At 69.6% G+C, this 22,161-nt stretch carries 17 protein-coding genes, 1 tRNA gene and 2 pseudogenes; 3 read left to right on the forward strand and 17 right to left on the reverse strand.

What is annotated here, in order from left to right; all coding sequences use genetic code 11:
- Window positions 1-62: 62 nt before the first annotated feature.
- The 4 genes from ACI2K4_RS29565 to ACI2K4_RS29580 all read right to left on the reverse strand — a co-directional run bounded on the left by ACI2K4_RS29565 (window position 63) and on the right by ACI2K4_RS29580 (window position 3,995).
- Window positions 63-1,616: a ParB/RepB/Spo0J family partition protein gene (locus ACI2K4_RS29565; protein ID WP_404516031.1), complete on the reverse strand. Its 1,554-nt coding sequence runs from the start codon at window positions 1,614-1,616 to the stop codon at window positions 63-65.
- A 265-nt stretch (window positions 1,617-1,881) separates the two neighbouring features.
- Window positions 1,882-2,244: a hypothetical protein gene (locus ACI2K4_RS29570; RefSeq protein ID WP_404516033.1), complete on the reverse strand. Its 363-nt coding sequence runs from the start codon at window positions 2,242-2,244 to the stop codon at window positions 1,882-1,884.
- Window positions 2,241-3,116, reverse strand: a complete 876-nt coding sequence (locus ACI2K4_RS29575) for a hypothetical protein (protein WP_404516034.1) — start codon at window positions 3,114-3,116, stop codon at window positions 2,241-2,243. The genes ACI2K4_RS29570 and ACI2K4_RS29575 overlap by 4 nt, the downstream gene beginning before the upstream one ends.
- A gap of 417 nt (window positions 3,117-3,533) precedes the next feature.
- Complete coding sequence (locus ACI2K4_RS29580; protein ID WP_404516036.1) at window positions 3,534-3,995, reverse strand: hypothetical protein; 462 nt, start codon at window positions 3,993-3,995, stop codon at window positions 3,534-3,536.
- Window positions 3,996-6,464: 2,469 nt separating this feature from the next.
- Here ACI2K4_RS29580 and ACI2K4_RS29585 point away from each other — a divergent pair.
- Together ACI2K4_RS29585 and ACI2K4_RS29590 are read left to right on the forward strand one after the other, a co-directional pair.
- Entirely contained in the window at window positions 6,465-6,917 is a 453-nt protein-coding gene (locus ACI2K4_RS29585) for a hypothetical protein (RefSeq protein ID WP_404516038.1), read from the forward strand.
- Window positions 6,918-6,946: 29 nt separating this feature from the next.
- Window positions 6,947-8,356 carry a relaxase/mobilization nuclease domain-containing protein gene (locus ACI2K4_RS29590; protein ID WP_404516040.1) on the forward strand — a complete coding sequence of 470 codons (1,410 nt, stop codon included), beginning with the start codon at window positions 6,947-6,949 and terminating at the stop codon, window positions 8,354-8,356.
- 78 nt (window positions 8,357-8,434) lie between these two features.
- On the opposite strand, the gene ACI2K4_RS29595 is transcribed toward ACI2K4_RS29590, so the two are convergent.
- Complete coding sequence (locus ACI2K4_RS29595) at window positions 8,435-8,647, reverse strand: hypothetical protein (protein ID WP_404516042.1); 213 nt, start codon at window positions 8,645-8,647, stop codon at window positions 8,435-8,437.
- Between the two features lie 171 nt (window positions 8,648-8,818).
- Here ACI2K4_RS29595 and ACI2K4_RS29600 point away from each other — a divergent pair, with 171 nt between their 5' ends.
- Window positions 8,819-10,000, forward strand: coding sequence for a tyrosine-type recombinase/integrase (locus ACI2K4_RS29600; protein WP_404516044.1), 1,182 nt, complete (start codon window positions 8,819-8,821; stop codon window positions 9,998-10,000).
- Window positions 10,001-10,114: 114 nt separating this feature from the next.
- Here ACI2K4_RS29600 and ACI2K4_RS29605 read toward each other — a convergent pair.
- From ACI2K4_RS29605 to ACI2K4_RS29660, 12 genes and pseudogenes are all read right to left on the reverse strand, one after another.
- Window positions 10,115-10,188 (reverse strand) — tRNA-Pro (locus ACI2K4_RS29605).
- Window positions 10,189-10,387: 199 nt separating this feature from the next.
- The gene (der, locus tag ACI2K4_RS29610) at window positions 10,388-11,788 is read right to left on the reverse strand and encodes a ribosome biogenesis GTPase Der (RefSeq protein WP_404516046.1); all 1,401 of its coding nucleotides are present in this window, start codon (window positions 11,786-11,788) and stop codon (window positions 10,388-10,390) included.
- Window positions 11,789-11,867: 79 nt separating this feature from the next.
- Complete coding sequence (gene cmk / locus ACI2K4_RS29615) at window positions 11,868-12,566, reverse strand: (d)CMP kinase (protein WP_404516048.1); 699 nt, start codon at window positions 12,564-12,566, stop codon at window positions 11,868-11,870.
- 311 nt (window positions 12,567-12,877) lie between these two features.
- Complete coding sequence (locus ACI2K4_RS29620; RefSeq protein WP_404516050.1) at window positions 12,878-13,606, reverse strand: pseudouridine synthase; 729 nt, start codon at window positions 13,604-13,606, stop codon at window positions 12,878-12,880.
- An 82-nt stretch (window positions 13,607-13,688) separates the two neighbouring features.
- Window positions 13,689-14,696 (reverse strand): SMC-Scp complex subunit ScpB, encoded by a 1,008-nt coding sequence (gene scpB / locus ACI2K4_RS29625; RefSeq protein WP_404516052.1) that lies wholly within the window; start codon window positions 14,694-14,696, stop codon window positions 13,689-13,691.
- A complete protein-coding gene (locus ACI2K4_RS29630) occupies window positions 14,693-15,856 on the reverse strand; it encodes a segregation and condensation protein A (protein WP_404516054.1) in 1,164 nt (387 codons plus the stop codon). Before ACI2K4_RS29630 ends, scpB begins: the two co-directional genes overlap by 4 nt.
- Window positions 15,857-15,896: 40 nt before the next feature.
- The gene (locus ACI2K4_RS29635) at window positions 15,897-16,826 is read right to left on the reverse strand and encodes a ParA family protein (protein WP_404516056.1); all 930 of its coding nucleotides are present in this window, start codon (window positions 16,824-16,826) and stop codon (window positions 15,897-15,899) included.
- Window positions 16,827-17,015: 189 nt separating this feature from the next.
- Window positions 17,016-17,429 (reverse strand): annotated as a pseudogene (locus tag ACI2K4_RS29640) (tyrosine-type recombinase/integrase); the annotation flags it as partial.
- Between the two features lie 165 nt (window positions 17,430-17,594).
- Window positions 17,595-18,167: pseudogene (locus ACI2K4_RS29645) on the reverse strand (site-specific integrase); the annotation flags it as partial.
- Between the two features lie 159 nt (window positions 18,168-18,326).
- Window positions 18,327-19,442: an alanine dehydrogenase gene (gene ald, locus ACI2K4_RS29650; RefSeq protein ID WP_404516058.1), complete on the reverse strand. Its 1,116-nt coding sequence runs from the start codon at window positions 19,440-19,442 to the stop codon at window positions 18,327-18,329.
- 239 nt (window positions 19,443-19,681) lie between these two features.
- Window positions 19,682-20,293 carry an NUDIX domain-containing protein gene (locus tag ACI2K4_RS29655; RefSeq protein WP_404516060.1) on the reverse strand — a complete coding sequence of 204 codons (612 nt, stop codon included), beginning with the start codon at window positions 20,291-20,293 and terminating at the stop codon, window positions 19,682-19,684.
- Window positions 20,290-22,110, reverse strand: a complete 1,821-nt coding sequence (locus tag ACI2K4_RS29660) for a CTP synthase (RefSeq protein WP_404516062.1) — start codon at window positions 22,108-22,110, stop codon at window positions 20,290-20,292. The genes ACI2K4_RS29655 and ACI2K4_RS29660 overlap by 4 nt, the downstream gene beginning before the upstream one ends.
- Between the last annotated feature and the right edge of the window lie 51 nt (window positions 22,111-22,161).

The following is a 22,161-nucleotide window of genomic DNA, read 5'->3' on the forward strand; positions in this document are numbered from 1 at the left end:
CTGGGGTGCGTTCTCCGGCGGCTCCGGCCACCGTCGAGGTGGCCGGAGCCGTGGACCGTTGGCTATGCCAGGAGTGACGACGGAGCGGCCTGGTCGACGGCCGGCAGCGGAGCCTCGCCGCACGCCCGCAACTCGACCGTCGACAGCTCGTACCCGTTGGCTTCCAGGTAGCGCAGGTACCGAGCGGTGCTGTCGCTGACCCTGCGCCACGAGTTGCGGCTCGTCGCGTCTTCATAGGCGGCCAGGACCAGGCCGAGCGCGATCATCTGGCCGCGGTCGTCGCTGGCCTTACCTACGAGTTCGACCATCGCGGTGGCACGCCGGCCGTACGTCGGGGCCTGGTCCGGCAGGCCGAGCAGGTCATGGCCGAGGCTGTTGCCGCCGGTGAGCGCCGAGGTGATGGCGTGGTCCGCGCGGGCGAGGCTTCCGGCCAGGAATCCAGCCGCCGTCTTCGGTGCGTTCTTGCGGGTGAGAAAGGTGCGCAGCCAGTCCCGGCGGACCGTCTCGGCGCTGTCCCACGCCTTGTTGGACTGGATCACGTCGCGGCGCTCTGCGCGGGCTTTCTCCCGTTCCGGGTCGGTCATCTCGGCGGCGTTCTTGCGTCCGGTGCCGGAGTCGTAGCCGCGCGAGCGCAGGGTGTGCCCGTGCGCGGCGTAGTCGGTGCAGACGTACTCAGGCAGCCAGACCCGGTACGGGCCAGCCGGCTCACTGGGCTCCGTGCCTTCATCGGCTTCGGTGTCTTCGCCCCAGGGATCGTCCTCGTCCTCGGGCTCGTCCTCTTCTGACTCGTCCTCGTTCGGGTCCACCCAGTCGTCGTCGAGGAAGGCGGCGTGGCCGGGGCAGGATGCGTGGTTGTCCTCGGTGATCTGTTCCTCGCCCTGCTTCAGCTCGGACAGCCGCTTAACCGTCTCGTTGTGCCACCCCGGCGGGTCGACCACCGTGATGCCGGCGGCGGTGAGGGCAGCGGTGGCTTCGGCCTTTGCCGCAGCGTCGGCGCGGGCGTCGCGCAACTGCTGCGCGTGGTGGTCAAACCCGCCGCGCTGGGCGGCGACAACGAGTTGCTTGACCGCCTCCCCGTCATCCTCGAACTCCGCGATCACCGCGGCCTGGTCGACGGTGAGGAACTCCCACCGCTGCGTGGCCCCCCGAGCGAGTGCGCTTCGGGCTATCTGGAGCGCCTTCTCGACTACCGGCCGGGGGGCGGACATCCGCTTGGCGATCTCCCCGGCCGGGACACCGCAGAGAGCCAGTTGCTCGTAGGCGGCCACACGTTCCGCCACGGTGAGGGGCTCGCGGTGGTCGTTCTCGTTGACCTGGTCGGTCAGCCGGTCGGCTTCGTTCGGCTGTGCAACCACCAACACGCGGACCCACGGACGCTTGGCCTGCACTGCCGCGAGGGTCCGGCGTTGTCCGCGCAGCACAACAAGGCGCTGTTCGTCGTCCTGGTAGGCGATGACCGGCTCTTTGACGCCGCGCTCGGCGATGTTCTTCACGTAGCTCTTGCGCAACCGTGGGTCCAAGCGCACATTCGCGCCCACGACCAGCGTCGCTGGATCGACACGCAGCAGCTTCTCCTCGAACTGCTCGTCATCGACGGTGTGGGTTTCGGTGGTCATCGAGGGGTTCCTTTCAAGAGACCTTCTGTCGAAGCCGGTTACATCCGGCGGGCCGCCGGCCGCGCGAGCAGCAGCGACCGCGCGACGACGGGCACGGCCGATCGCGACGACGGAACAGGGGGTTTGCGGTGGGGTGGCGCTACGGGTAGCCGCAGCGGCTACGCTGTGTGGCGCGGACCGTCTGGCGGTACGCCGGGTTCGGGTTGTAGCGGCCTGGAGCCCCGGTGTTGGCCCGTGCGGCGTCACGCCACGCGGGCCAACACCGTCACTCCTGCTCTAGCGGGGTTTCCACCTCGCACTGGCTGATCAGCTGCTGTTGCAGCCACGTGCGGACCCGGTGCCGGGCGAATCCGTTGACGCTGGACAGTTCGGTTGCCTCTACGTCGACCGGCACGAGCGCGTCGGCCAGGCGGACGTACACGGCGACCAGCGCATCCCGCGTCCCTGCGCCGGCCACACGCCGGTTGATCTCCGCGTAGGCGACCGATCGCACCCCGCCGATGATCAGCCCGGAGTCCGGGCGAAGGGCGGTCAGGATGATGTAGGTCGCGGACTGGTAGGTGGCCAACTGGTTGTCCGCCGGCACAGGCATGCGCTCGCCCGCGTCGTCGGGCTGTCGGGCGGTCACCGCGCACCGCCCTCGTGCTCGCCGCTGGTCACGTCATCGATCGCGGGGAGCGATTCCCACGCCTGCCCGGTCCAGATCTGGTAGATCTCACCATCGTTCAAAGGCCGCTTGTGGTGGAGCGCCCGCACGATCGCCCCCCACCAGCCGCGCCGAGCCGGTGCGCCAGCGCCGAACGGCAGCCCCTTGACGTGGCCGTGGCCGTGCCCGGCCGGCTGGATCGGAGTCAGCAGCCGGATCGGCGTCCGGCCCGCCTCCAACACCCGACCCACGGTGTTGGCCGCTTCCTGCTCATCCACCAGCGCGTCCAACACAGTCTCGGCGGTGACGGCCACGCCGTCCTCGTCACGACACAGCGCGACGAACGCCACCAGATCGGCCGCGCCGAACGGCGAAGCGCTGACAGGCTCGAACCATGTCTCGGTCCCGTACGCATTGACGATCTGGCCACTGACCTGATCATCGAGGTACAACACGGCATCAAACGCCACCCGAGAACCACCCAGATCACGCTGCCGCAGGTTCCGTGCGCTCAGTCGCCCGTGCGGTGCCCGCAGTCCAGTGTGAGGCAGCACGGTCGTGGCGTCGGACGTTGGACCATCGGGCCGGGGTGGGGATGCTGGCGGGGCGAGCAGGAAGGTCTGTCCGCCGGAGAGGTCCAGGACCGTGCCGGCGTCAGTGACGATGTTGTAACGGGTGCGTCGGCCGGCAACGGCCTGCTTGTCGAGCACCGTTGCGGCGGTTGCGCCGATCTTGACCCGGCTCGGGTGCCAGTCGCCCCCGGTGCGTCTCGATGCCTTCGCCGGGTCGTCAGTGATGAGTATCCGGTCACCACGCACCAGGCCGGTCGTGGTCTTTCTGCCCTGAGCAGTCACGGAAGTCCTTCTGTCTGGCGGTTGTTGGTAACGACGCCGGCCGGGTGGTAGCGACACCCATAGGCCGCAGCGCCGAGAGGTCAAGGCCGTATACGGCGACAGCGATAGCGATGGTCGACAGAGTGGATGCCCCGGTCGCCCGTCATTCCTCGTCGTAGTGGAACGGTTGGCCCCGGCGGCCCACGACCAGGCCAGAAAGCTGCGGATGCCGGGCGACTACACATCGCCGGAGCCCAGGTGCCACCCTCCGCATGGCGAACGAAGCGCCACCGCTAGGCACACACCCCGTGCGCGCTGGCCCAGGCACGAGCCTCATCGGCAGAGTCCTCGTCAGCACCGCCACAGAACTGCCACCGGAACGTGACGATCTGCTTGACGGCAACCACCATCGCAACCTTTCTTTGTAATGATGCCGCATTAAAAGTTGCACGAGTCCCGAGTCGGCAGTTCCTCTCCCACCCCCGCCGCGCCGACCAACCGATCGATGCGCCCCGGCAACATTTCCAACACGAGGTTGATGTGGTTGGCCCAGACAGGCGTGGATTCGATGTGGTTACTGCCGGCGTTGACGAGCTGATACCAGGAGTAGCAAAGCTCGTAGACAGCCGAGACGACGGCGGGGCTGCGAGAGCAGCTTGACCGGGCCGTGATCCACGCCGGGGCCTTGCCGCCCTCTGCGGTGAACAGATTGGCGTACAGAGCGGCCGACGTGACGTTGAAGCCGCCGATTTCCGGCACGATCAGTTCGGGCATCGGGAGGCAGTCGACGGCGTTCAGGTGCACCGTCTCGACGGCGGCCACGATCTCCTGCCGAGCGAGGAGCAGCACGGAGCGAATGCGGCCGAACCGTTCCTCGCGGACCGGGGCTTTACGGGGCACGTGAACCTCCAGGAAGGGTCGGGATCTTGCTTGGGGATATTCCTCCCGGCACTTGTAATGATACCGTATTTCCACAAAGGACGGTAGCCCCCTGCACCACTTGACCAGGGAGAATGCGAAGCGCGTCGACCCTTCGGGCAGCACGGCGTCTCCCCAAGGCCGCCGCTCGACAGCCCGGAGGGCAAACGCCAAGATCACCAACCCGGAGATGCCGTCGCTCTATCGGTGATCGAAGGCGCCCGCGTCGCGTCCGGTTTTAGGTTGCGAATGATCAAGGCGCCGACCAGCGGTTCGCTGGGTACGACCGGACATCGACGAGCCGAAGTGTCCGGGCTTACCTTGCCGTTCTCGGCTCGATCACCGTTGCCGTCCGACTGAGCGTTCGCGTTGGCGGGCGCGGCTTGAGGAGCCAGGTCTTCAACGGTGAGCTTCGGGCTCCCGGCTGTGAGGAGCCGACCGGGGTGTTCATCTGGCATCCGTCGCCGACCAACAGTGGAGGTGCAACCATCGGATGTGTCGGATGCGTCAACGACCGATGATCCATTTGGAGCTGCTCAAATGACCCTATCGGTGTACGGTCGCCTGCACTGTGCGTTCGGGTTCCACGAGGTGGAGGCGAGCACCTCACAAACTGGCTGCGAAAGGACGACCATCGAGCGATGCACACGGTGCCGGCTCCGCGTCGCCCAGGCAAGGTTCTCCAACCACGAACTGAAGACGGTCCTTGAGGTCGAGTCACTACCACATCTGGGTCGCCTCGCAGCCTGCCGGAAGCGGCGGTACCGGCAGTGCCACCGGTGCTCGTACCGCATCGACGACACGCCAAGGTACGTGTTCCAGCACGACTGGGTCGACAGCCCCGGTCCCGATCGGGGGCCGTGTTGGCGGCTGCGGACCTGCACCGTCTGCTCGACACTGGAGCCTTTCACGGCGCATCTTGGCCGGAGGGCGAGGTTCCGCAACGTGTTCGAGGTGCCAGCCGAATTGCGAGGCGACCACCTCGGCGGTGGCGGCTACTGCACCTGGGTCGAGATTTGCGTGACGTGCAAAGCCTGCGTCCAACGATGGGATGAGCATGATCTACCACGTCGGTCAGGACGGTCCGCAGACCTAGAGTGTCGCCGGTGCGACTACATCGAGGTCGGTGATCCTGACGCGGACTGACCGAGCGGCCGCGACGGGTGGCGGCAGGTCGGCGCTCTCGTGAGAGTGAGGCGCAAGTCCACGCTCCGGACCCGAACCCGTGGGATCACGAAGTAGCCCGCTTCAACAACCCGTGCACCCGGACGACCAGCTCATCGAGCCGGGCCACCTCGACGCGCAAGCGCTGACCTCACAGACCGACCCGGCCGCAGCCACCGCGACTGCGTCGCGTTGTTCAGGCTGGTGGAAGTTCCGCGAAGCCGGCGTCGAGGTAGTCGGACCGCACCGCAGTTGGTCTCACGTAGTCGGCGGTCACGGGTTAAGCGGTGTCGCCATCGGTTGCGGTGTCGGAGATGGAGAAGTTGGATGCTTCGGCGCTGCCTGCGACGGTGCCCGTGAACAGATCCATGCGGCGTGACCACTCGCGGGCGAGGACGGAGCTGCCGTGGCGCTGGCAGAGGATTCCGCAGCCGCCGAGGCGTTGCGGGCGAACCAGCGGGCGCTGCGCCTGTGCCGGTCGGCGCTATGCCGGTCGATTGTAGGAACGCTGGGGCCGCCGAATCCGCGTTGGTCGTGGTAGGTGGTTCGTGCCAGGCTGGGTGGGCGCCAGCAGTCGTCGGCGATCCAGTGGCCGATCGGTCCTTCCGCTGACGCCGTTCCCCGGCGACCAACTCTGCGCGTACGGGTGACTCGCAACCTAATCCGGACGGCTCGCAAGATCACTCGCAGGCTTTCCCGGACACTCGCAGGGTTCACGCGGACGCGACAGCCCGGAACGACCGCACCATCTGCTGCCCGGTGGTTGGTGAGGCGGAGCAAGTTGTAGTACGGGTCACCGGACCTACCGACCGAGCGCGGTCGGCAGGTCCGGCAACCCGGCGGAACGCTGACCCAGCGGGGTCAGCACGAGAGCAGCATCGTGGAGACCGTAGCGCTGCTACGGCCGAGGTCCAGACTGTCGACCGGCCCTCCGGCCGGCTAACTCGGCAGCCGGCTCACAACACTTTGGTTCTACGACCGGACCGGAAGCGGACCCGTCAGCGACAGTCCGCCCGCCACCAGTTCGTTGTGCAGTGCCGATCGTGGGCCGCTTCCTACCGGCGACCGGACGCCCAATCGGCACCGCCATGTGCACAGATGCTTCCGTTACCAGGGCGGAAGTCCGGGCAAGTCCGCTTCCGGTCGGAGGCTCTGCTTCCGCCGCATCGCCCGATTCGGAAGCGGAACCGGAACCGCACCGCCTGAGCACGGCGCTACCCGTAGCGCTTCCGGTAACCCGGCCGACCGACGTTCCAAGCGCACGAACCACGAAGCGGAGGTGACGAGGTGGACACCAGACCACGGGCGGCAGCGGTCGACGCGCAAAGCCCGCGCGGCGCGGATCGGCGTCATCGGTTTCCCGGTCGAGGACAGCGGGTCAACCTCCGGCTGGATGAGGCCGAGCACAGCGATGTCGTAAAGGCTGCTGCCCGCGCAGGACTCACTCCGACCGGATTCTGTGCCAATGCCGCGCTGGCCACGGCCCGGGGCACCGCCGGTCCCGGCGGCCTGGTTTCCGGTACCGGTGTCACCCGGACGGAACTTGCCGCAATGCAGCGAGACCTGTTCGCCGCACGTACTGCCGTAACGCGTACCGGCACCAACCTCAACCAGGCGACCGCCGCACTCAACGCGACGGGCGAGGCACCCGTATGGCTCGCGCACGCGGTCAAGAGGTGCGTGCAAGCGCTCGACAAACTCGACGCTGTCGTGGCCGACATCGACCGGCGGCTGCACTGATCCCCGCCATCCATCCCCGCGGCACGAACGTGGGCGGCCTGCTCCGCTATCTGTTCGGTCCCGGAAAGAGCGAGGAACACGTCAAACCGCACCTCGTCGCCGCCTGGTCCGGCCCCGCCCAACTGCCGTTGCTGGAACCCCCGACCGGGCCAACCGGACACCACGACATCCGAAATCTCGCCAGACTGCTCGAACAGCCGGTACGCGCCGGCAGGAACCCTCCACAAAAATTCGTCTGGCACGCCTCCGTCCGCAACCACATCACCGACCGCGTTCTCAACGACAGCCAGTGGGCGCACATCGCCGCCGAGATGGTCGCCGCTGTCGGCATCGCCCCGCACGACGACCCGGACGCCGTGCGCTGGGTCGCGGTCCGTCACGCCGACGACCACATCCACATCGTCGCCACGCTGGTGCGGCAGGACGGCGAGACCGTATGGGCGTGGAATGAACGCCTCAAGGCCCAAACCGCCGCCCGCGACCTCGAACAACGCTACGGTCTCTACCAGGTCGGCCCAGTCGACCACACCAGCCACCGCCGACCCACCGCCGCCGAACAGAACAAGAGCCACCGGCAGGGCCGCCCGGAAATCCCCCGGGACCGGCTCCGCCGCGAGGTACGCGCCGCAGCAGCGGCCGCCGTCGACGAGGACGACTTCCTCAGTCGGCTCCAGGCCGGCGGTGTCGTCGTACGGCTCCGGCACAGCCCCACGAACCCGGACGAGGTCACCGGCTATGCCGTCGGACTCCCCGACCACCACACCAGCGTCGGCGACACCGTCTGGTACGGCGGCGGCAGACTCGCACCGGACCTCACCCTCCCCCAACTCCGACAGCGCTGGGGCTCGGATCCCGGCACCCACCCGCGCGGCGCCGCGAGACGCTCGGGGGCCCAGCACCGGGCAGACGCCTTCCGCGAAGCAACGGCAGCCGCAGAGCGCAGCGCTCGCCACCTGGCAGAGGACCCAAGCAGCGACGGGGACCACATTGCGTCCCTCGCCTACGCCGCAGCCGATCTCCTGGCGTCCACCGCGCGAGCCTTCGAGGGCCGTCACGGCGGGTCCCTCACTGACGCTTTGGAAATCTTTGACCACGCAGCCCGGGAACCACATCGGCGGCTCCCCCGCCACCCGCACGCCGCCGCAGGTCAGCTCCGAGCCATGTCTCGACTCATCGCAGCAGCGGGTCGGCTCACCAGCGAGGACGACACCACCGCTGCACTCCAGCTTGTACTGCGCATGTCGATGATCGCGGACAACCTCGCCAACCTCCGCGAGGCCCAGGAAAGGCTGCACCAGGCTCAGGCAGCCCGACAAGCCGCCGAGTACCTCCACACGATCGCGGCGAACGCCACTGCCACTTCGGCAGGCGTCCGAGCCGGTGCCGTACCCGGACGGACATCCTCTGGGCGGCGTCAACAGAGGGGTCGCATCACCTGAGTGCCAGCAACCCATCGCGCTACCCGTAGCGCTTCCTATAACGCCTGGCCGAGAACGTGCCTGGCATGGTTACCGTTGTCAACCGGCCTGGCCGGTGTCCTCATCCGACACGGCCCAGTCGGGTCGGTAGCGACCAGCGAGCACATCGTCAACGAGCAACGCAACGATGCCCGAGGGCGCCAGATCAGGTCGTAGCTTGCCGAGCTCGGAAACCTCGCTCTTAGTCAGCCTGATCTTCACCTGTTGGTCGCGCTTCTCACGTTCCGGGAGTACCGGCAGGGTGGGATCCACGCTCCGACGTCGCGGCATCGAGACTCCTCGCCTCCGGGTTCGAAACAGTACGTCGACCTTGCCACATCCACTCAGCAGTGCCGGTAGCCACCCACGGAATCATCTTGGTACCTTTTCTAGGTACCTATCAACGGTACCCAACCCCTCGCCTCAGAAGGAACAGAGATCAGCATGAGCAGCTCGGATCCGATCAAGAAGATCACGCTCAAAAGCGGCAAGACCCGCTACCGGTTCGTCATCGATGTCGGCCGGAAAGCGAACGGACAACGAGACCAGCGGACCTACACCTTCGACACGAGGAAGGAAGCCCGGGCGGAGTACGCCCGGATCAAGCACGAGACCGACCGCGGCACGTACGTACGTCCCGGCAAGGTCACGGTCAATCAGTTCCTCGATGAGTGGCTGAAGTCAGCCACTCGCGACGTCGAGAAGGCGACCGCTGCCAACTATCGGGACGCGCTCCTGCCAGTCCGCTTTCGTCTCGGCGAGAGACCGATCCAGGAGGTCATTGAGGAGGACATCGAAGCCCTGATCGACTGGATGCTGACGGAAGGGCGCAGGCGCGGCGGCAAGCCCGGCACCGGACTGGGCGTCCGATCAGTGCGCCTGACTCTCGGCCGGCTTCGCACCGCACTCAACGTCGCGGTGCGCCGCCAGCTCGTGGTGCGCAACGTCGCAGCGTTCGTGACCATCCCCCGGACCGCAGCCAAGGCTGCTCTCGAAGCACAGGCCGCCCGGAAACCTTGGACTCAAGAGGAGGTGAAGATCTTCCTCACCGGCATCACAGACGAACGGCTCTACGCCGTCTGCCTGCTGTCGTTGATGGGCCTGCGGCCCGCAGAGGTGTGCGGGCTGCGCTGGTCCGACATCGACTGGGAGGCCGGCACGATTGCGGCCGGCGACAACACGAGGACGCTCGTCGACGGCGAGATCGAGGAGAAAGAGGCCAAGTCGGCGGCAGGCAAACGAGGCCTGCCGATGCCGGCGACGGTAATGAAGGCGTTGAAGGCGTTCCACACCAGACAGAACAAGGAGCGCCTCAAGGCTGGCGACGCGTACGTCGACAGCGGTTACGTCCTGGTCGACGAACTCGGCCAGCCGCAGCGGACCGACTGGCTCCGTCGCCGGGCGTACAAGCTGATGGCCAAACTTGGGGTACGCAAGGTCCGGCCGTACGACGCACGACACGCCTGCCTGACCTACCTCGCCGGCGTCGGCGTACCTGACGTCGTGCTCGCGGCATGGGCCGGCCATGCGGACGGCGGCACGCTGGCCAAGCGGGTCTACGTCCACCCCGACAACAGCCACCTGAAGGTGGCTGCCGAACACCTCGAAACGGGGCTGTTCGGGTGACGCCAGCACCCCAAAGTTCAGCAGTACGGGCGTACGTGATGGATTGTGAGACGGTGCAGCAAAAAGGCCCTGTCTCACCGAAGTGAGCCAAGGCCCTGACCTGCTGAAACTCTGTCGGGACGGCCGGATTCGAACCGACGACCCCTTGACCCCCAGTCAAGTGCGCTACCAAACTGCGCCACGTCCCGTTGCTGCCGCTTCGTACCCCGGTGCGGCAGCCGCTACAGAGTAGCGCAGTCGCGTTGGGCCCCGCACACAGCCCCCTCGCGGCTCGGCTCCCCGGTCGCCCACCCCACTCCCCCTAACCCGTCCTAGGAAGATAGGGGGATGGGGGAGGTGGGTGGGAGCAGGGGCGGTGCGGCGGGGCGTTCGGTACGGCGTACCGGATCAGCCGTGTGCCTTGCCCCGACCACCTGGGCCGAGCTTTTTGCGCGGCTTGACCGACACCTCGACCGGGCTGCCCTCGAAGCCGAACTCCTCACGCAGCTTGCGCTCGACGAAGCGCTGGTAGCCGGCGTCGAGCGGTCCGGTGGTGAAGAGCACGAACCGGGGCGGGCGGGTGCCCGCCTGGGTGGCGAAGAGCACGCGTGGCGCACGGCCGCCGCGCACCGGGTGCGGGGTGGCCTGGACCAGTGCGGTGAGCCACTGGTTGAGCTGACCGGTCGGCACCCGGGTCTCCCAGCTCGCCAGGGCGGTCCGCAGCGCCGGGGCGAGTCGGTCCACGGAGCGGCCGGTTTTGGCGGACACGTTGACCCGGATCGCCCACGGGATCCGGCGTAGCTCCCGCTCGATCTCCTTGTCCAGGTAGTACCTGCGGTCGGCGTCGACCAGGTCCCACTTGTTGAAGGCGATCACCAGCGCACGGCCGGTCTCGGTGACCATCGACAGCACCCGCTGGTCCTGCTCGCTGATCGGTTCGGCGGCGTCGAGCAGGACGACCGCGACCTCGGCCGCCTCGATCGCGCCCGCGGTACGCAGACTGGCGTAGTACTCGGTGCCACTCGCCTTGCCGACCCGCTTGCGGAGCCCGGCGGTGTCGACCAGTTGCCAGGTCTCGCCACCGATCTCGACCAGGCTGTCCACCGGATCGACGGTGGTGCCGGCAACCGAGTCGACCACCGCCCGGTCCTCCTTGGCCAGCCGGTTGAGCAGGCTGGACTTGCCGACGTTCGGTCGACCGACCAGCGCGACCCGGCGCGGGCCCCGGGGCGCGTTCTCGTTGATCGGCGGCGGGTCGGGGAGCGCGTCGAGGATCGCGTCGAGCAGGTCACCGGCGCCCCGACCGTGCAGGGCGGAGACCGGGAAGGGCTCGCCGAGCCCGAGGGACCAGAGCGAGGTCGCCTCGATCTCGGTGGCCGCGTTGTCGACCTTGTTGGCGATCAGGATCACCGGCTTGGCGCTGCGCCGGAGCATGCGTACGGCTGCCTCGTCGACGTCGGTGGAGCCGACGACGGCGTCGACCACGAAGAGGACGACGTCGGCGGTCGCGACGGCGATCTCGGCCTGGGCGGCGATGGCCCCGGCCCGGTCCCGCGCGTCGGGTTCCCAGCCGCCGGTGTCGACCACGGTGAAGTGGCGTCCGGACCACTGGGCGTCGTAGGGAACCCGGTCCCGGGTCACCCCCGGAATGTCCTCCACGACCGCCTGCCGGCGGCCGATGATCCGGTTGACCAGGGTCGACTTGCCGACGTTGGGGCGGCCCACGACCGCGACCACCGGTACGGGCCCGGTCTCCTCGATCTCAAGATCGGGCTCTCGCAGCTCGATCCAGCCATCGTCCGGGCTCATGCCACTGCCTCGTTCCGCTTGTTGACTTTCGTGTTGTTGACTTTCGTGGTCCCGGCACGGTGCCGGGTGTTCCGGGAGTTCACGCGTCGACCCTGCCGTCAAGCAGGTCCTTGCCGTCGAGCAGGTCCCGGAGTCGGGCGACGACCTGGTCGATGTCCATCGACGTGGTGTCGAGCACGACCGCGTCGCTGGCCTGCTGGAGTGGGTCGGCCGCGCGGGTGGAGTCGAGCCGGTCCCGACGGGCGAGGTCGGCGGCGGTCGCGGCGACGTCGGCGGCGTACTCGGCGCTGCGGCGCTGTGCCCGCGCGTCGGCCGAGGCGGTGAGGTAGACCTTGAGGTCGGCGTCGGGCGCGACCACGGAGCCGATGTCCCGGCCTTCGACGACGATCCGCTCGGCGGCCGAGATGATGCCGCGTTGCATGGCGACCAGGAGTTCCCGGACGGCCGGCACCGCCGACACGGCGGAGACCGCCGCGGTGACCTCGGGTCCACGGATCTCCTGGTCGATGGCGACGCCGTCGGCGCTGACCCACGGCGCGTCCGGTTCCACCCCGATCGCGAGGTCGACCTCACCGGCGATCTTGACAACGCCCTCGGCGTCCTTCGGGTCGACCTCGGCGCGCAGGACCGCCCAGGTGACCGCCCGGTACATCGCACCGGTGTCGAGGTAGCGGGCGTCGAGCAAGCTCGCCAACCGTCGGGAGACGGTGGACTTGCCTGAACCGGACGGGCCGTCCACGGCGACCACACACCGCCCGGTCCGTACCTTTTCCGCCACCGCTCCTCCTTCACCAGTTTTGCCGGACGGGCCCACCTTTGCCGGCCGCGCGGGCGTCAATCCGCGCACAGGGGTGCGCACTCTTCGTCGTCCATCATGCCCCGTCGGTCTGATCACCCCGCGTGCGGCTCTGGCCGGCGGCGGCGGGCGCCACCCTGCGGGCCGCCACCGCGCACCGCCGTGCCGCCGGGGGATCAAACCCCTGGGGTACGGGTGGTTGCGCCGGCTGGGCGCGCGCTCGCCCCGTTTCGCCTCGTCAGCGAACGGGGGAAGTGTCCAAGGGTAGTCCGCGCCGAAGGTGACGCCGAACGTCAGTCGCCGACCGCCTTGAAGAGGGCGGCGACCTCGGCGTTCGTCAGCCGTCGGGTACGTCCGGCGCGCAGGTCGCCCAGGTGGATCGGCCCGATCTGGGTCCGGACCAGCCGGGAGACCGGGTGGCCCACCTCGTCGAGGAGCCGGCGGACGATGTGCTTGCGTCCCTCGTGCAGGGTGATCTCGATCTGGGCGGTCTTGCCGAGGGTGTCGACCAGCTTGAACGAGTCGACCTTCGCCGGGCCGTCCTCCAGCTCCACCCCGGCGAGGAGCCGCCGGCCGGCCGCGCGGGCCAGCGGTCCGGCCACCTCGCAGAGGTACGTCTTCTGCACTCCGTACGAGGGGTGCATGAGCCGGTGTGCGAGGGTCCCGTCGTTGGTCAGCAGCAACAGTCCCTCGCTGTCGGCGTCGAGCCGACCGACGTGGTAGACCCGTTCCTCGACCCGGTCGAGGAAGTCGGCGAGCGCGGTCCGCCCCTTCTCGTCGGCCATGGTCGAGACGACCCCGCGTGGCTTGTTCATCGCCAGGTAGACCAGCCGGGTGTCGGTGACGAGCCGTTCACCGTCGACGTAGATCACCGCGGTGGTCGGGTCGACCTTGTCGCCGAGTTGGGCGACCTTGCCGTCGACGGTGACCCGGCGCCGGAAGATCAGGTCTTCGCACGCGCGCCGGGAGCCGACACCGGCGGCGGCGAGCACCTTCTGCAACCGCTCGACACCGTCTCGCATGTCCGGTTCGTCCGATTGGGCGCCAGCGCCACCCGCTCGACCGGTCGCCCTCCCGGTGGTGCGGGTCACCCGGGTACGGCTGTCATCGCGGGGCATCGGCTATCTCTTCCAGATCGTCGGGGAGGAACGGGGCCAGCGGGGGAAGCTCGTCGACCGTGTTCAGGCCGAGCTTCTCCAGGAACAGCGTGGTCGTACGGTAGAGGAAGGCGCCGCTGTCCGGTTCGCTGCCGCACTCCTCCACCAGGCCACGGGAGACCAGGGTACGGATCACCCCGTCACAGTTCACACCCCGGATGGCCGAGATTCGTGAACGGGTCACCGGTTGCTTGTAGGCGACCACCGCCAAGGTCTCCAGCGCCGCCTGGGTGAGCCGTACCGCCTGCCCGTTGAGAACGAACCGTTCGACGTACGTCGCGTATTCCGGCCGGGTGTAGAGCCGCCATCCGCCGGCCGCCCGGCGCAGGTCAAAGCCGTGTCCGGCGGAGGTGTAGTCGTCGGCCAGCCGCTCCAGCATGCCGGCGACCCGGTCGGTCGGCTGCTCCAACACCTGCGCCAGGACGATCTCGGCCACCGGTTCGTCGACCACCAGCAGGATGGCCTCCAGCGCGGCCCGCAGTTCGTCGTCGTCGACCAGGGCCAGGGTCGCGGGCCCCTCGGCGGGGACGGCGCGCCGTTCGGCCGACCCGTCCGCCGGTAGCTCCGTGGGCGGTACGTTGGGTCGTCCAACCGGACCGTTCGCCGACGGCCCCGTGGGCGGTACGTTGGGTCGACCGACCGGACCGTCCACCGGTGGCTCTGCGGGTGACGACGCGGCCGGCGGCGGTGGGTCGGTCGCCGCGCTCGGCGCCGGTTGTTCCTCCGACGGATCGGCCTCGCCCGCCCCGACCGAAACCACGGCCGCTTGCCCGACGGACTCCCCCGGCTCCGCCGACTCGACGGACTCCCTCCGCCCCACAGGCTCGGCGGGCTCGGCGGGGACTTCCGCCTGCCGCTGCGGCGGTGTCACGTTCTGGCGCGCCCACGGCGGCACCCAGGCGGCGGCCTGGTCGGCCAGCGACTCCGGGCCGTCCCGACGTTCGTCGCTCGTCATTCTGGTACGGCCCCTTCCTCGACGCCCGGCTCACCGGCACCGGCACCAGCACCAGCACCAGCCGGACCGGAAACCTCCCGATCATCCGATCCCGCCGGTGGATCGGCGTCCGCCCGCGCCGCGCCCGCAGGCTCGCTCTCCCCCGCCCCGTCGACCCGGCCAGCATCCTCGACCGGGCCAGCATCCTCGAGAGGGCCAGCATCCTCCGCCGGGCCTACACCCTCGACCGGGGGCTTCTCGGCCGGGGCTGCCGATCCGGCGTACTCGTCGATGTCGAGCTCCACGGCGCCGTCGGCCGGACCGGTCCACCGTACGGTCAGCTCGCCCAGCGCCTGCACCTGGGTGAAGCCGACCAGTCCCTCACGGTAGAGCTCAAGCAGCGCCAGGAAGCGGGCCACCACCTCGAGGGTCGACTCGCAGTCGGCGCAGAGCAGCGAGAACGTGGCCGTACCCATCCGGCGTAACCGGTCCCGCAGGATCGCGGCGTGCTCCCGGACGCTGACCCGTACCTCGTGGACGTGGGCGATCGAGACGACCGGTACGGGTTTCGGGGTCATCGCCTTGATGGCGAGCTTGAGCAGCCGCTCCGGTCCGATGCCGAGGACCAGGTCGGGCAGTGCCTGGGCGTACCTGTCCTCCAGGCTGACAGCGCGCGGGTAGCGCCGCGCCCCGATCGAGTCCAGTTCGGCGATGTGACTCGCCGCCTCCTTGAACGCCTTGTACTGCAGCAGCCGGGCGAAGAGCAGGTCCCGCGCTTCGAGCAGGGCCAGGTCCTCCTCGTCCTCGACCTCGGCGGCGGGCAGCAGCCGGGCCGCCTTGAGGTCGAGCAGGGTCGCGGCGACCAGCAGGAACTCGCTCGCCTCGTCGAGGTCCCAGTCGTCGCCCATGGCCCGGATGTACGCGATGAACTCGTCGGTGACCTGGTGCAGGGCAACTTCGGTCACGTCGAGTTTGTGCTTGCCGATCAACTGGAGCAGCAGGTCGAACGGGCCGGTGAAGTTGGCCAGCCGTACGGTGAACCCGGTCGTCGGCTCGTCGGCGGCGGCGCCCTCCGGCGCGACGGCGTCGGGCGTACCGGTTGGGGAATTGTCGGTGACCAGCGGCGGACCGGCGGCCTCGGCCGGATCTCCCGGGTGCGGCTCGGCGGGCTGGGTGGTCACCCGACGACCGTAGTCCACGGGTTGGATGGGCAACGGCCGGCTACCGCTCGGCCTGCTGGGCGATCACCTCACGGGCCAGTTGCCGGTAGTTGCGCGCGCCCGAAGAGGCGGGGTCGAGGGTGGTGATCGGGGCGCCGGCAACGGTCGACTCGGGGAACTTCACCGTCTTGGTGATCACCGTCTGGTAGACCTTGTCGCCGAACGCCTCCACCACCCGCTGCAACACCTGGCGGCAGTGGGTGGTGCGGCTGTCGTACATGGTGGCGAGGATGCCTTCGAGTTCCAGGTCGAAGTTGAGCCGCTCGCGCACCTTGTCGATCGTGTCCAGGAGCAGGGCCACCCCACGCAGGCTGAAGAACTCGCACTCCAACGGGATGAGCACCCCGTGCGCGACGGTCAGCGCGTTGATCGCGAGCAGGCCGAGCGACGGCTGGCAGTCGATCAGGATGAAGTCGTATTCCTTGCGGATGCTGCGCAGCACCCGGGCCAGGGCCATCTCCCGGGCGACCTCGTTGACGAGCTGGATCTCGGCCGCGGAGAGGTCGATGTTGGCGGGCAGCAGGTGCAGCCCGGCCACGTCGGTCTTGATCAGGACGTCCTCGGCGGTGACGTCGTCCTGCATCAGCAGGTTGTAGACCGACAGGTCGAGGTTGTGCGGGTTGACCCCGAGTCCCACCGAGAGGGCGCCCTGCGGGTCGAAGTCGACCAGCAGCACCTTGCGGCCGTATTCGGCCAGCGCGGCGCCGAGGTTGATGGTGGTGGTGGTCTTACCCACGCCGCCCTTCTGGTTGGCCAGCGCCAGGATCCGCGCCGGCCCGTGCCGGTCGGTCGGCATCGGCTCCGGGATCGGCTTGCGCATGGTGTACGCGGCGGGATCCGCCGGGCCGAGTTCGGCGCCGAGGTCGAACCCGGACTGCTGTTCGCGGAGCGCGGAGGTCCACGCCTCGGCACGGTCACCGTTGCCAGCCATGTCCTTGTCCGCCCCCTTCCGACGACTGCTCGGCGTTCCAGCCGATTGGCGTCCCGCGCGGCGCCGCTGCGAACCTCGATTGCCGCCCCAGGAGGCCCGCGCCGATCCCGACTGTACGCCACGTCCCGTCACCCCTGCGGGCACCGTGCCGGCGTGTCGACGCGGCAGAACCGACGGCAGAACCGCCGGTCAGCCTCGGGCTCGCGGGTGCGCAGTAGCGTACACCTCGCGCAGCCGCTCCACTGTCACCAACGTGTAGACCTGGGTGGTGGTCACCGAGGCGTGGCCGAGCAGTTCCTGGACCACCCGGACGTCGGCCCCGCCGTCGAGCAGGTGGGTGGCGTACGAGTGGCGCAACGTGTGCGGTGACACGGCATTCGGCCCCTCGATGGGCAGCCCGGCCCGCTGGGCGGCCCGGCGCAGAATGTTCCAGGCGCTCTGCCGGGACAGTGGACCGCCCCGGGCGTTGAGGAACACCGTGTGGCCACCCCGACCGTTGGCGATCAGCAGCGGCCGGGCGCGTACCAGGTAGGCGCGTAGCGCTTCGGTGGCGTAGCCGCCGATCGGAACGGTACGGGTCCGTCCTCCCTTGCCGTGCAGGGTCGCGGTGCCCTCGTACCGCTCGGCGCCGGCCGCCACGGCCGCGCCGCCAGCCACGGAGGCAAAGGCGACAGTGGCAGCGGCGGCGGTGGCCGTGGCGGTGGCCGTGGCCGTGGCCGTGGCGGCGGCCGGTTCGGACGGTGGGGCGGTGGGCTCGATCCGGTCCAGGCCGAGGTCGAGGTCGTCGACGACCGCGCCGACCGCCTCGGAGATGCGAGCGCCGGTGCCGTACAGGAATTCCAGCAGGGCCCGGTCGCGCAGGAACAAGGGGCCGTCGGCGCCGCCGGCCTCGCCGTCCGGTGCGGCGCTTTCCAGCAGCCGGACCACCTCGGTCACATCCAGCGCCCGGGGTAGTCGGCGGGTCGGCACCGCGGGTCGGACGTCGCGGCTGGCGTCGGTGCCGACCAGCCCCTCCCGCAACGCGAACCGGTGCAGCCCCCGGACGGCGCTGGCCGCGCGCGCGGCCGAGGCGGCGGCGAGCGGCGGGTGCCGGTCGTCGCCGTCACGCAGGCGGGCGACGTAGGCGGTGATGTCGGCGGCGGCGACCTCGGCCAGGTCGGCCACCGCGGCGCCGGCCAGGTCGGCCAAATAGCGGTCCAGATCCCGGCGGTACGCCGACAGCGTGTGCGGCGACAGGCCGCGTTCGACGGTGAGGTGGTCGAGGTAGCCGCGTACGGCACGCCGCAGGGCCGGAGACGGTGGTGCCCCGTCTCCGGCCTCCGGCCGGCGTGCTGCGCTCAGTGCGCCGCTTCCTTCCCGCCCGCTGCGGCGTCGGTCGGCTCGACCCCGTCAGAGTGCCCCGCTCGACGCCGTCGGGTCGCCCCGCTCGACGCCGTCGGGTCGCCCCGCTCGACGCCGTCGACTTGCCCCGCTCGACGCCGTAAGGGTGCTCGGCTCGGCTCAGGCCAGTACGTCGGCGAGCGCGACGCTGCTCATGCCGTGCGCCTCGGCGACCGGGCCGTAGGTGACCTGGCCGTCGTGGGTGTTCAGGCCGAGCGCCAGCGCGGGGTCGCGACGCAGCGCCTCGCGCCAGCCGTGGTTGGCCAGTTCCAGAGCGTACGGCAGGGTGACGTTGGTCAGCGCGTACGTGCTGGTGTGCGGGACCGCGCCGGGCATGTTCGCCACGCAGTAGAACAGCGAGTTGTGCACCGGGTAGACCGGGTTGTCGTGGGTGGTCGGACGCGAGTCCTCGAAGCAGCCGCCCTGGTCGATCGAGATGTCGACCAGCACGCTGCCGGGCTTCATCCGGGAGACCAGTTCGTTGGAGATGAGCGTCGGCGCCTTCGCCCCGGGCACCAGTACCGCGCCGATCACCAGGTCGGCGTCGAGCACCGCCCGCTCGATCTCGTACGCGTTCGACGCCACCGTCTGCAGGTGGCCCCGGTAGATCGCGTCGGCCTGACGCAGCCGGTTGACGTTGCGGTCGAGCAGCAGCACCTCGGCCTGCAGGCCGAGCGCGATCGCGGCGGCGTTCATACCGGAGACACCGGCGCCGATGACCACGGTCTTCGCCGCGTAGACGCCGGAGACGCCACCCATCAGTACGCCGCGCCCACCGCCGGAGCGCATCAGGTGGTACGCGCCGACCTGCGGGGCGAGCCGGCCGGCTACCTCGGACATCGGGGCGAGCAGCGGCAGCGCCCGGTCGGCGGTCTCCACCGTCTCGTACGCGATGCCGGTGACGCCCCGGTCGAGCAGCGCGTCGGTGCACTCCTTGGAGGCGGCCAGGTGCAGGTAGGTGAAGAGAACCTGCCCCGGACGCATCCGGTGGTACTCCTCGGCGATCGGTTCCTTGACCTTGAGGACCAGCTCGGCGGTGTCCCAGACGTCGTCCGCGGTGGCCAGGATCGTGGCGCCGGCCGAGGCGTACTCGTCGTCGGTGATCGACGAACCGGTCCCGGCGCCAGCCTCGACGAAGACCTCGTGGCCGCCGCGGATGAACTCGTGCACACCCGCGGGGGTGATCGCCACGCGGTACTCGTGGTTCTTGACCTCGCGTGGGATTCCGACCTTCACGATGAGACACCTTCCTTCCGGGGTCGGTGCACCCCGGTCGCTCGGCGCGCGCCGGCTCCGTTGCCGTCGCGTCCACCAGTACCGCCGGCGGAAGTCTAGAACCGCCGGGCGGGTCGAGCAGCCGCCATTGTGACAGGCAGTGACGTTCGATCATGACGATGTGTCAGCCGTACGCCGAGCCGTTAAGGAAGGGCCCCTTGTTATCGGATTCGGTTGTACTGGGGGCCCTTCCTAACACTTCAGCCGGGCAGGGGTGCGTCGGCCGGGCGCAGGGGCGCCCAGTCGGCGTCGCGGGCGCGGGCGGCGGCGAGTACGCCGGCGACGCAGGCGGCGTTGGTGATCTCGCCAGCCAGCGCCATCGTCACCGCCTGGTCGAGGTCTACCCGGACCACCTCCAGGTCCGCCTCCTCGTCCCGGCGCTCGTGCCGCTGCTCCGCCGGCACCTCGGCGAGCTGCCGGGCCAGGAAGACCCGGATCAGCTCGGTCGATGCGCCCGGCGACGGGTGCAGGTCGATCAGGAGGTCGACCTGCCCGGCGGTGAGATCCGCCTCCTCGCCCAGCTCGCGCAGGGCGGCCGCGGGCAGCGCCTCGCCCGCCACGTCGACCAGGCCGGCCGGCAGTTCCCAGAGCGTACGGCCGACCGCGTGCCGGTACTGCCGGATCAGCACCACCCGACCGGCGTCGTCGAGCGCGACCACCCCGACGGCGCCGATGTGCCGTACGTAGTCGCGGGGCGCGACCCGACCGTCGGGCATGACGATCTCGTCGGTGACGACGGTGAAGACCCGGCCGACGAAACGCTCGGTCCGGTTCTTCACCTCGTACCGGTGCTCACCCGGCGTGGTGGTCACGACGCCGACCTGGCCCGGGCCGACCGACCGGCGCCGTTCTGCCCCGCCCGGCCCGGCCGGGGCGCCGGTTCGGTCGCGCCGTCGGTGTCCGGCTCGGCCGTGCCGGCGGCGGCCCCGGTCTCCGGCTGGCTCGCCGGCGCGGTCAGCCCGACCGGGAGCTGGTCCGCGTGGGAGTACGCGACAACGGCGCCGACAAACGCCGCGAAGAGCGGGTGCGGGCGGGTCGGGCGGCTCTTCAGCTCCGGGTGGGCCTGGGTGGCCACGAAGAACGGGTGCAGTTCCCGGTCGAGTTCGACGAACTCGACCAGCCGCCCGTCCGGCGAGGTGCCGGAGATCCGCAGACCGGCCTTGGTGAGCGCGTCCCGATAGGCGTTGTTCACCTCGTACCGGTGCCGGTGCCGCTCGGTGACCTCGGTGTCGCCGTACGCCTGGGCCACGATCGAGCCCTCGGTCAGCCGGGCCGGGTAGGCGCCGAGCCGCATGGTGCCGCCCAGGTCGCCCTTGCCGGCGACGATGTCCTCCTGGTCGGCCATGGTGGCGATGACCGGGTGACTGGCCTGCTCGTCGAACTCGAGCGAGTTGGCGCCGTCCAGCCCGCCGAGGTGGCGGGCCACCTCGATGGTCATGCACTGGAGGCCGAGGCAGAGGCCGAGGATCGGGATGCCGTTCTCCCGGGCGTACCGGGAGGCGCCGATCTTGCCCTCGATCCCGCGTACGCCGAAGCCGCCGGGGATGACGATGCCGTCCACGCCGGCCAGCGCGGCGGCTGCCCCGGACGGGCTGACACACTCGTCGCTCGGCACCCAGTGCAGTTGGACCCGGGCCCGGTGGCCGAACCCGGCCGCCCGGATCGCCTCGCTCACCGACAGGTACGCGTCGGGCAGGTCGACGTACTTGCCGACCAGCGCCACCTTGACCGTGTGGTGCGGGTGGTGCACGCGCTCGAGCAGGTCGTCCCAGCCGTGCCAGGCCACGTCCCGGAAGGAGAGCCCGAGCCGGCGTACGACGTACGCGTCGAGCCCCTCGTTGTGCAGGACCTTTGGGATGTCGTAGATGCTCGGCGCGTCCGGGGCGGCGATGACCGCCTCCCGGTCGACGTCGCAGTAGAGCGACAGCTTGTGCTTGAGCGAGTCCGGGATCTCCCGGTCGGAGCGGCAGACGATCGCGTCCGGCTGGATGCCGATGTTGCGCAGCGCCGCCACCGAGTGCTGGGTCGGCTTGGTCTTCAGCTCACCCGACGGTGCCAGGTACGGCACCAGCGAGACGTGCAGGTAGAAACAGTTGTCCCGGCCGATGTCGTGGCGTACCTGGCGGATCGCCTCGAGGAAGGGCAGCGACTCGATGTCGCCGACGGTGCCACCCACCTCGGTGATCACCACGTCCGGCGTACGGCCGTCCTCGTCCGGGTCGCCCATCGCCCGGATCCGGGCCTTGATCTCGTTGGTGATGTGCGGGATCACCTGGACCGTGTCGCCGAGGTACTCGCCGCGCCGCTCCTTGGCGATGACCGCGGAGTAGATCTGGCCGGTGGTGACGTTCGCCTTGCCGGAGAGCGCCCGGTCGAGGAACCGCTCGTAGTGGCCGACGTCGAGGTCGGTCTCGGCACCGTCGTCGGTGACGAAGACCTCACCGTGCTGGAACGGGTTCATCGTGCCCGGGTCGACGTTGAGGTACGGGTCGAGCTTCTGCATCACGACCCGTAGACCGCGAGCCGTGAGCAGATTTCCGAGGCTGGAGGCGGTGAGGCCCTTGCCTAGCGAGGAGGCGACGCCCCCGGTGACGAAAATATGCTTGGTCGTCCGTGCTGATGGGGCCAACGCCTGCTCCCGTGGTCGTCCGTTGCGGTCGTGCAGACCGTCGTGTTGATC

The sequence above is a fragment of the Micromonospora sp. NPDC050397 genome, from assembly GCF_044901685.1.
In the GTDB taxonomy this organism is placed as follows: Bacteria; Actinomycetota; Actinomycetes; order Mycobacteriales; family Micromonosporaceae; genus Micromonospora_G.

Coding starts and splice junctions, on each gene's coding strand:
- scpB (WP_404516052.1), bottom strand. CDS start 14,696: ATGACGAGCGACGAACGTCGGGACGGCCCGGAGTCGCTGGCCGACCAG.
- ACI2K4_RS29635 (WP_404516056.1), bottom strand. CDS start 16,826: ATGGCTGGCAACGGTGACCGTGCCGAGGCGTGGACCTCCGCGCTCCGC.
- ACI2K4_RS29600 (WP_404516044.1), top strand. CDS start 8,819: ATGAGCAGCTCGGATCCGATCAAGAAGATCACGCTCAAAAGCGGCAAG.
- ACI2K4_RS29565 (WP_404516031.1), bottom strand. CDS start 1,616: ATGACCACCGAAACCCACACCGTCGATGACGAGCAGTTCGAGGAGAAG.
- ACI2K4_RS29620 (WP_404516050.1), bottom strand. CDS start 13,606: ATGCGAGACGGTGTCGAGCGGTTGCAGAAGGTGCTCGCCGCCGCCGGT.
- der (WP_404516046.1), bottom strand. CDS start 11,788: ATGAGCCCGGACGATGGCTGGATCGAGCTGCGAGAGCCCGATCTTGAG.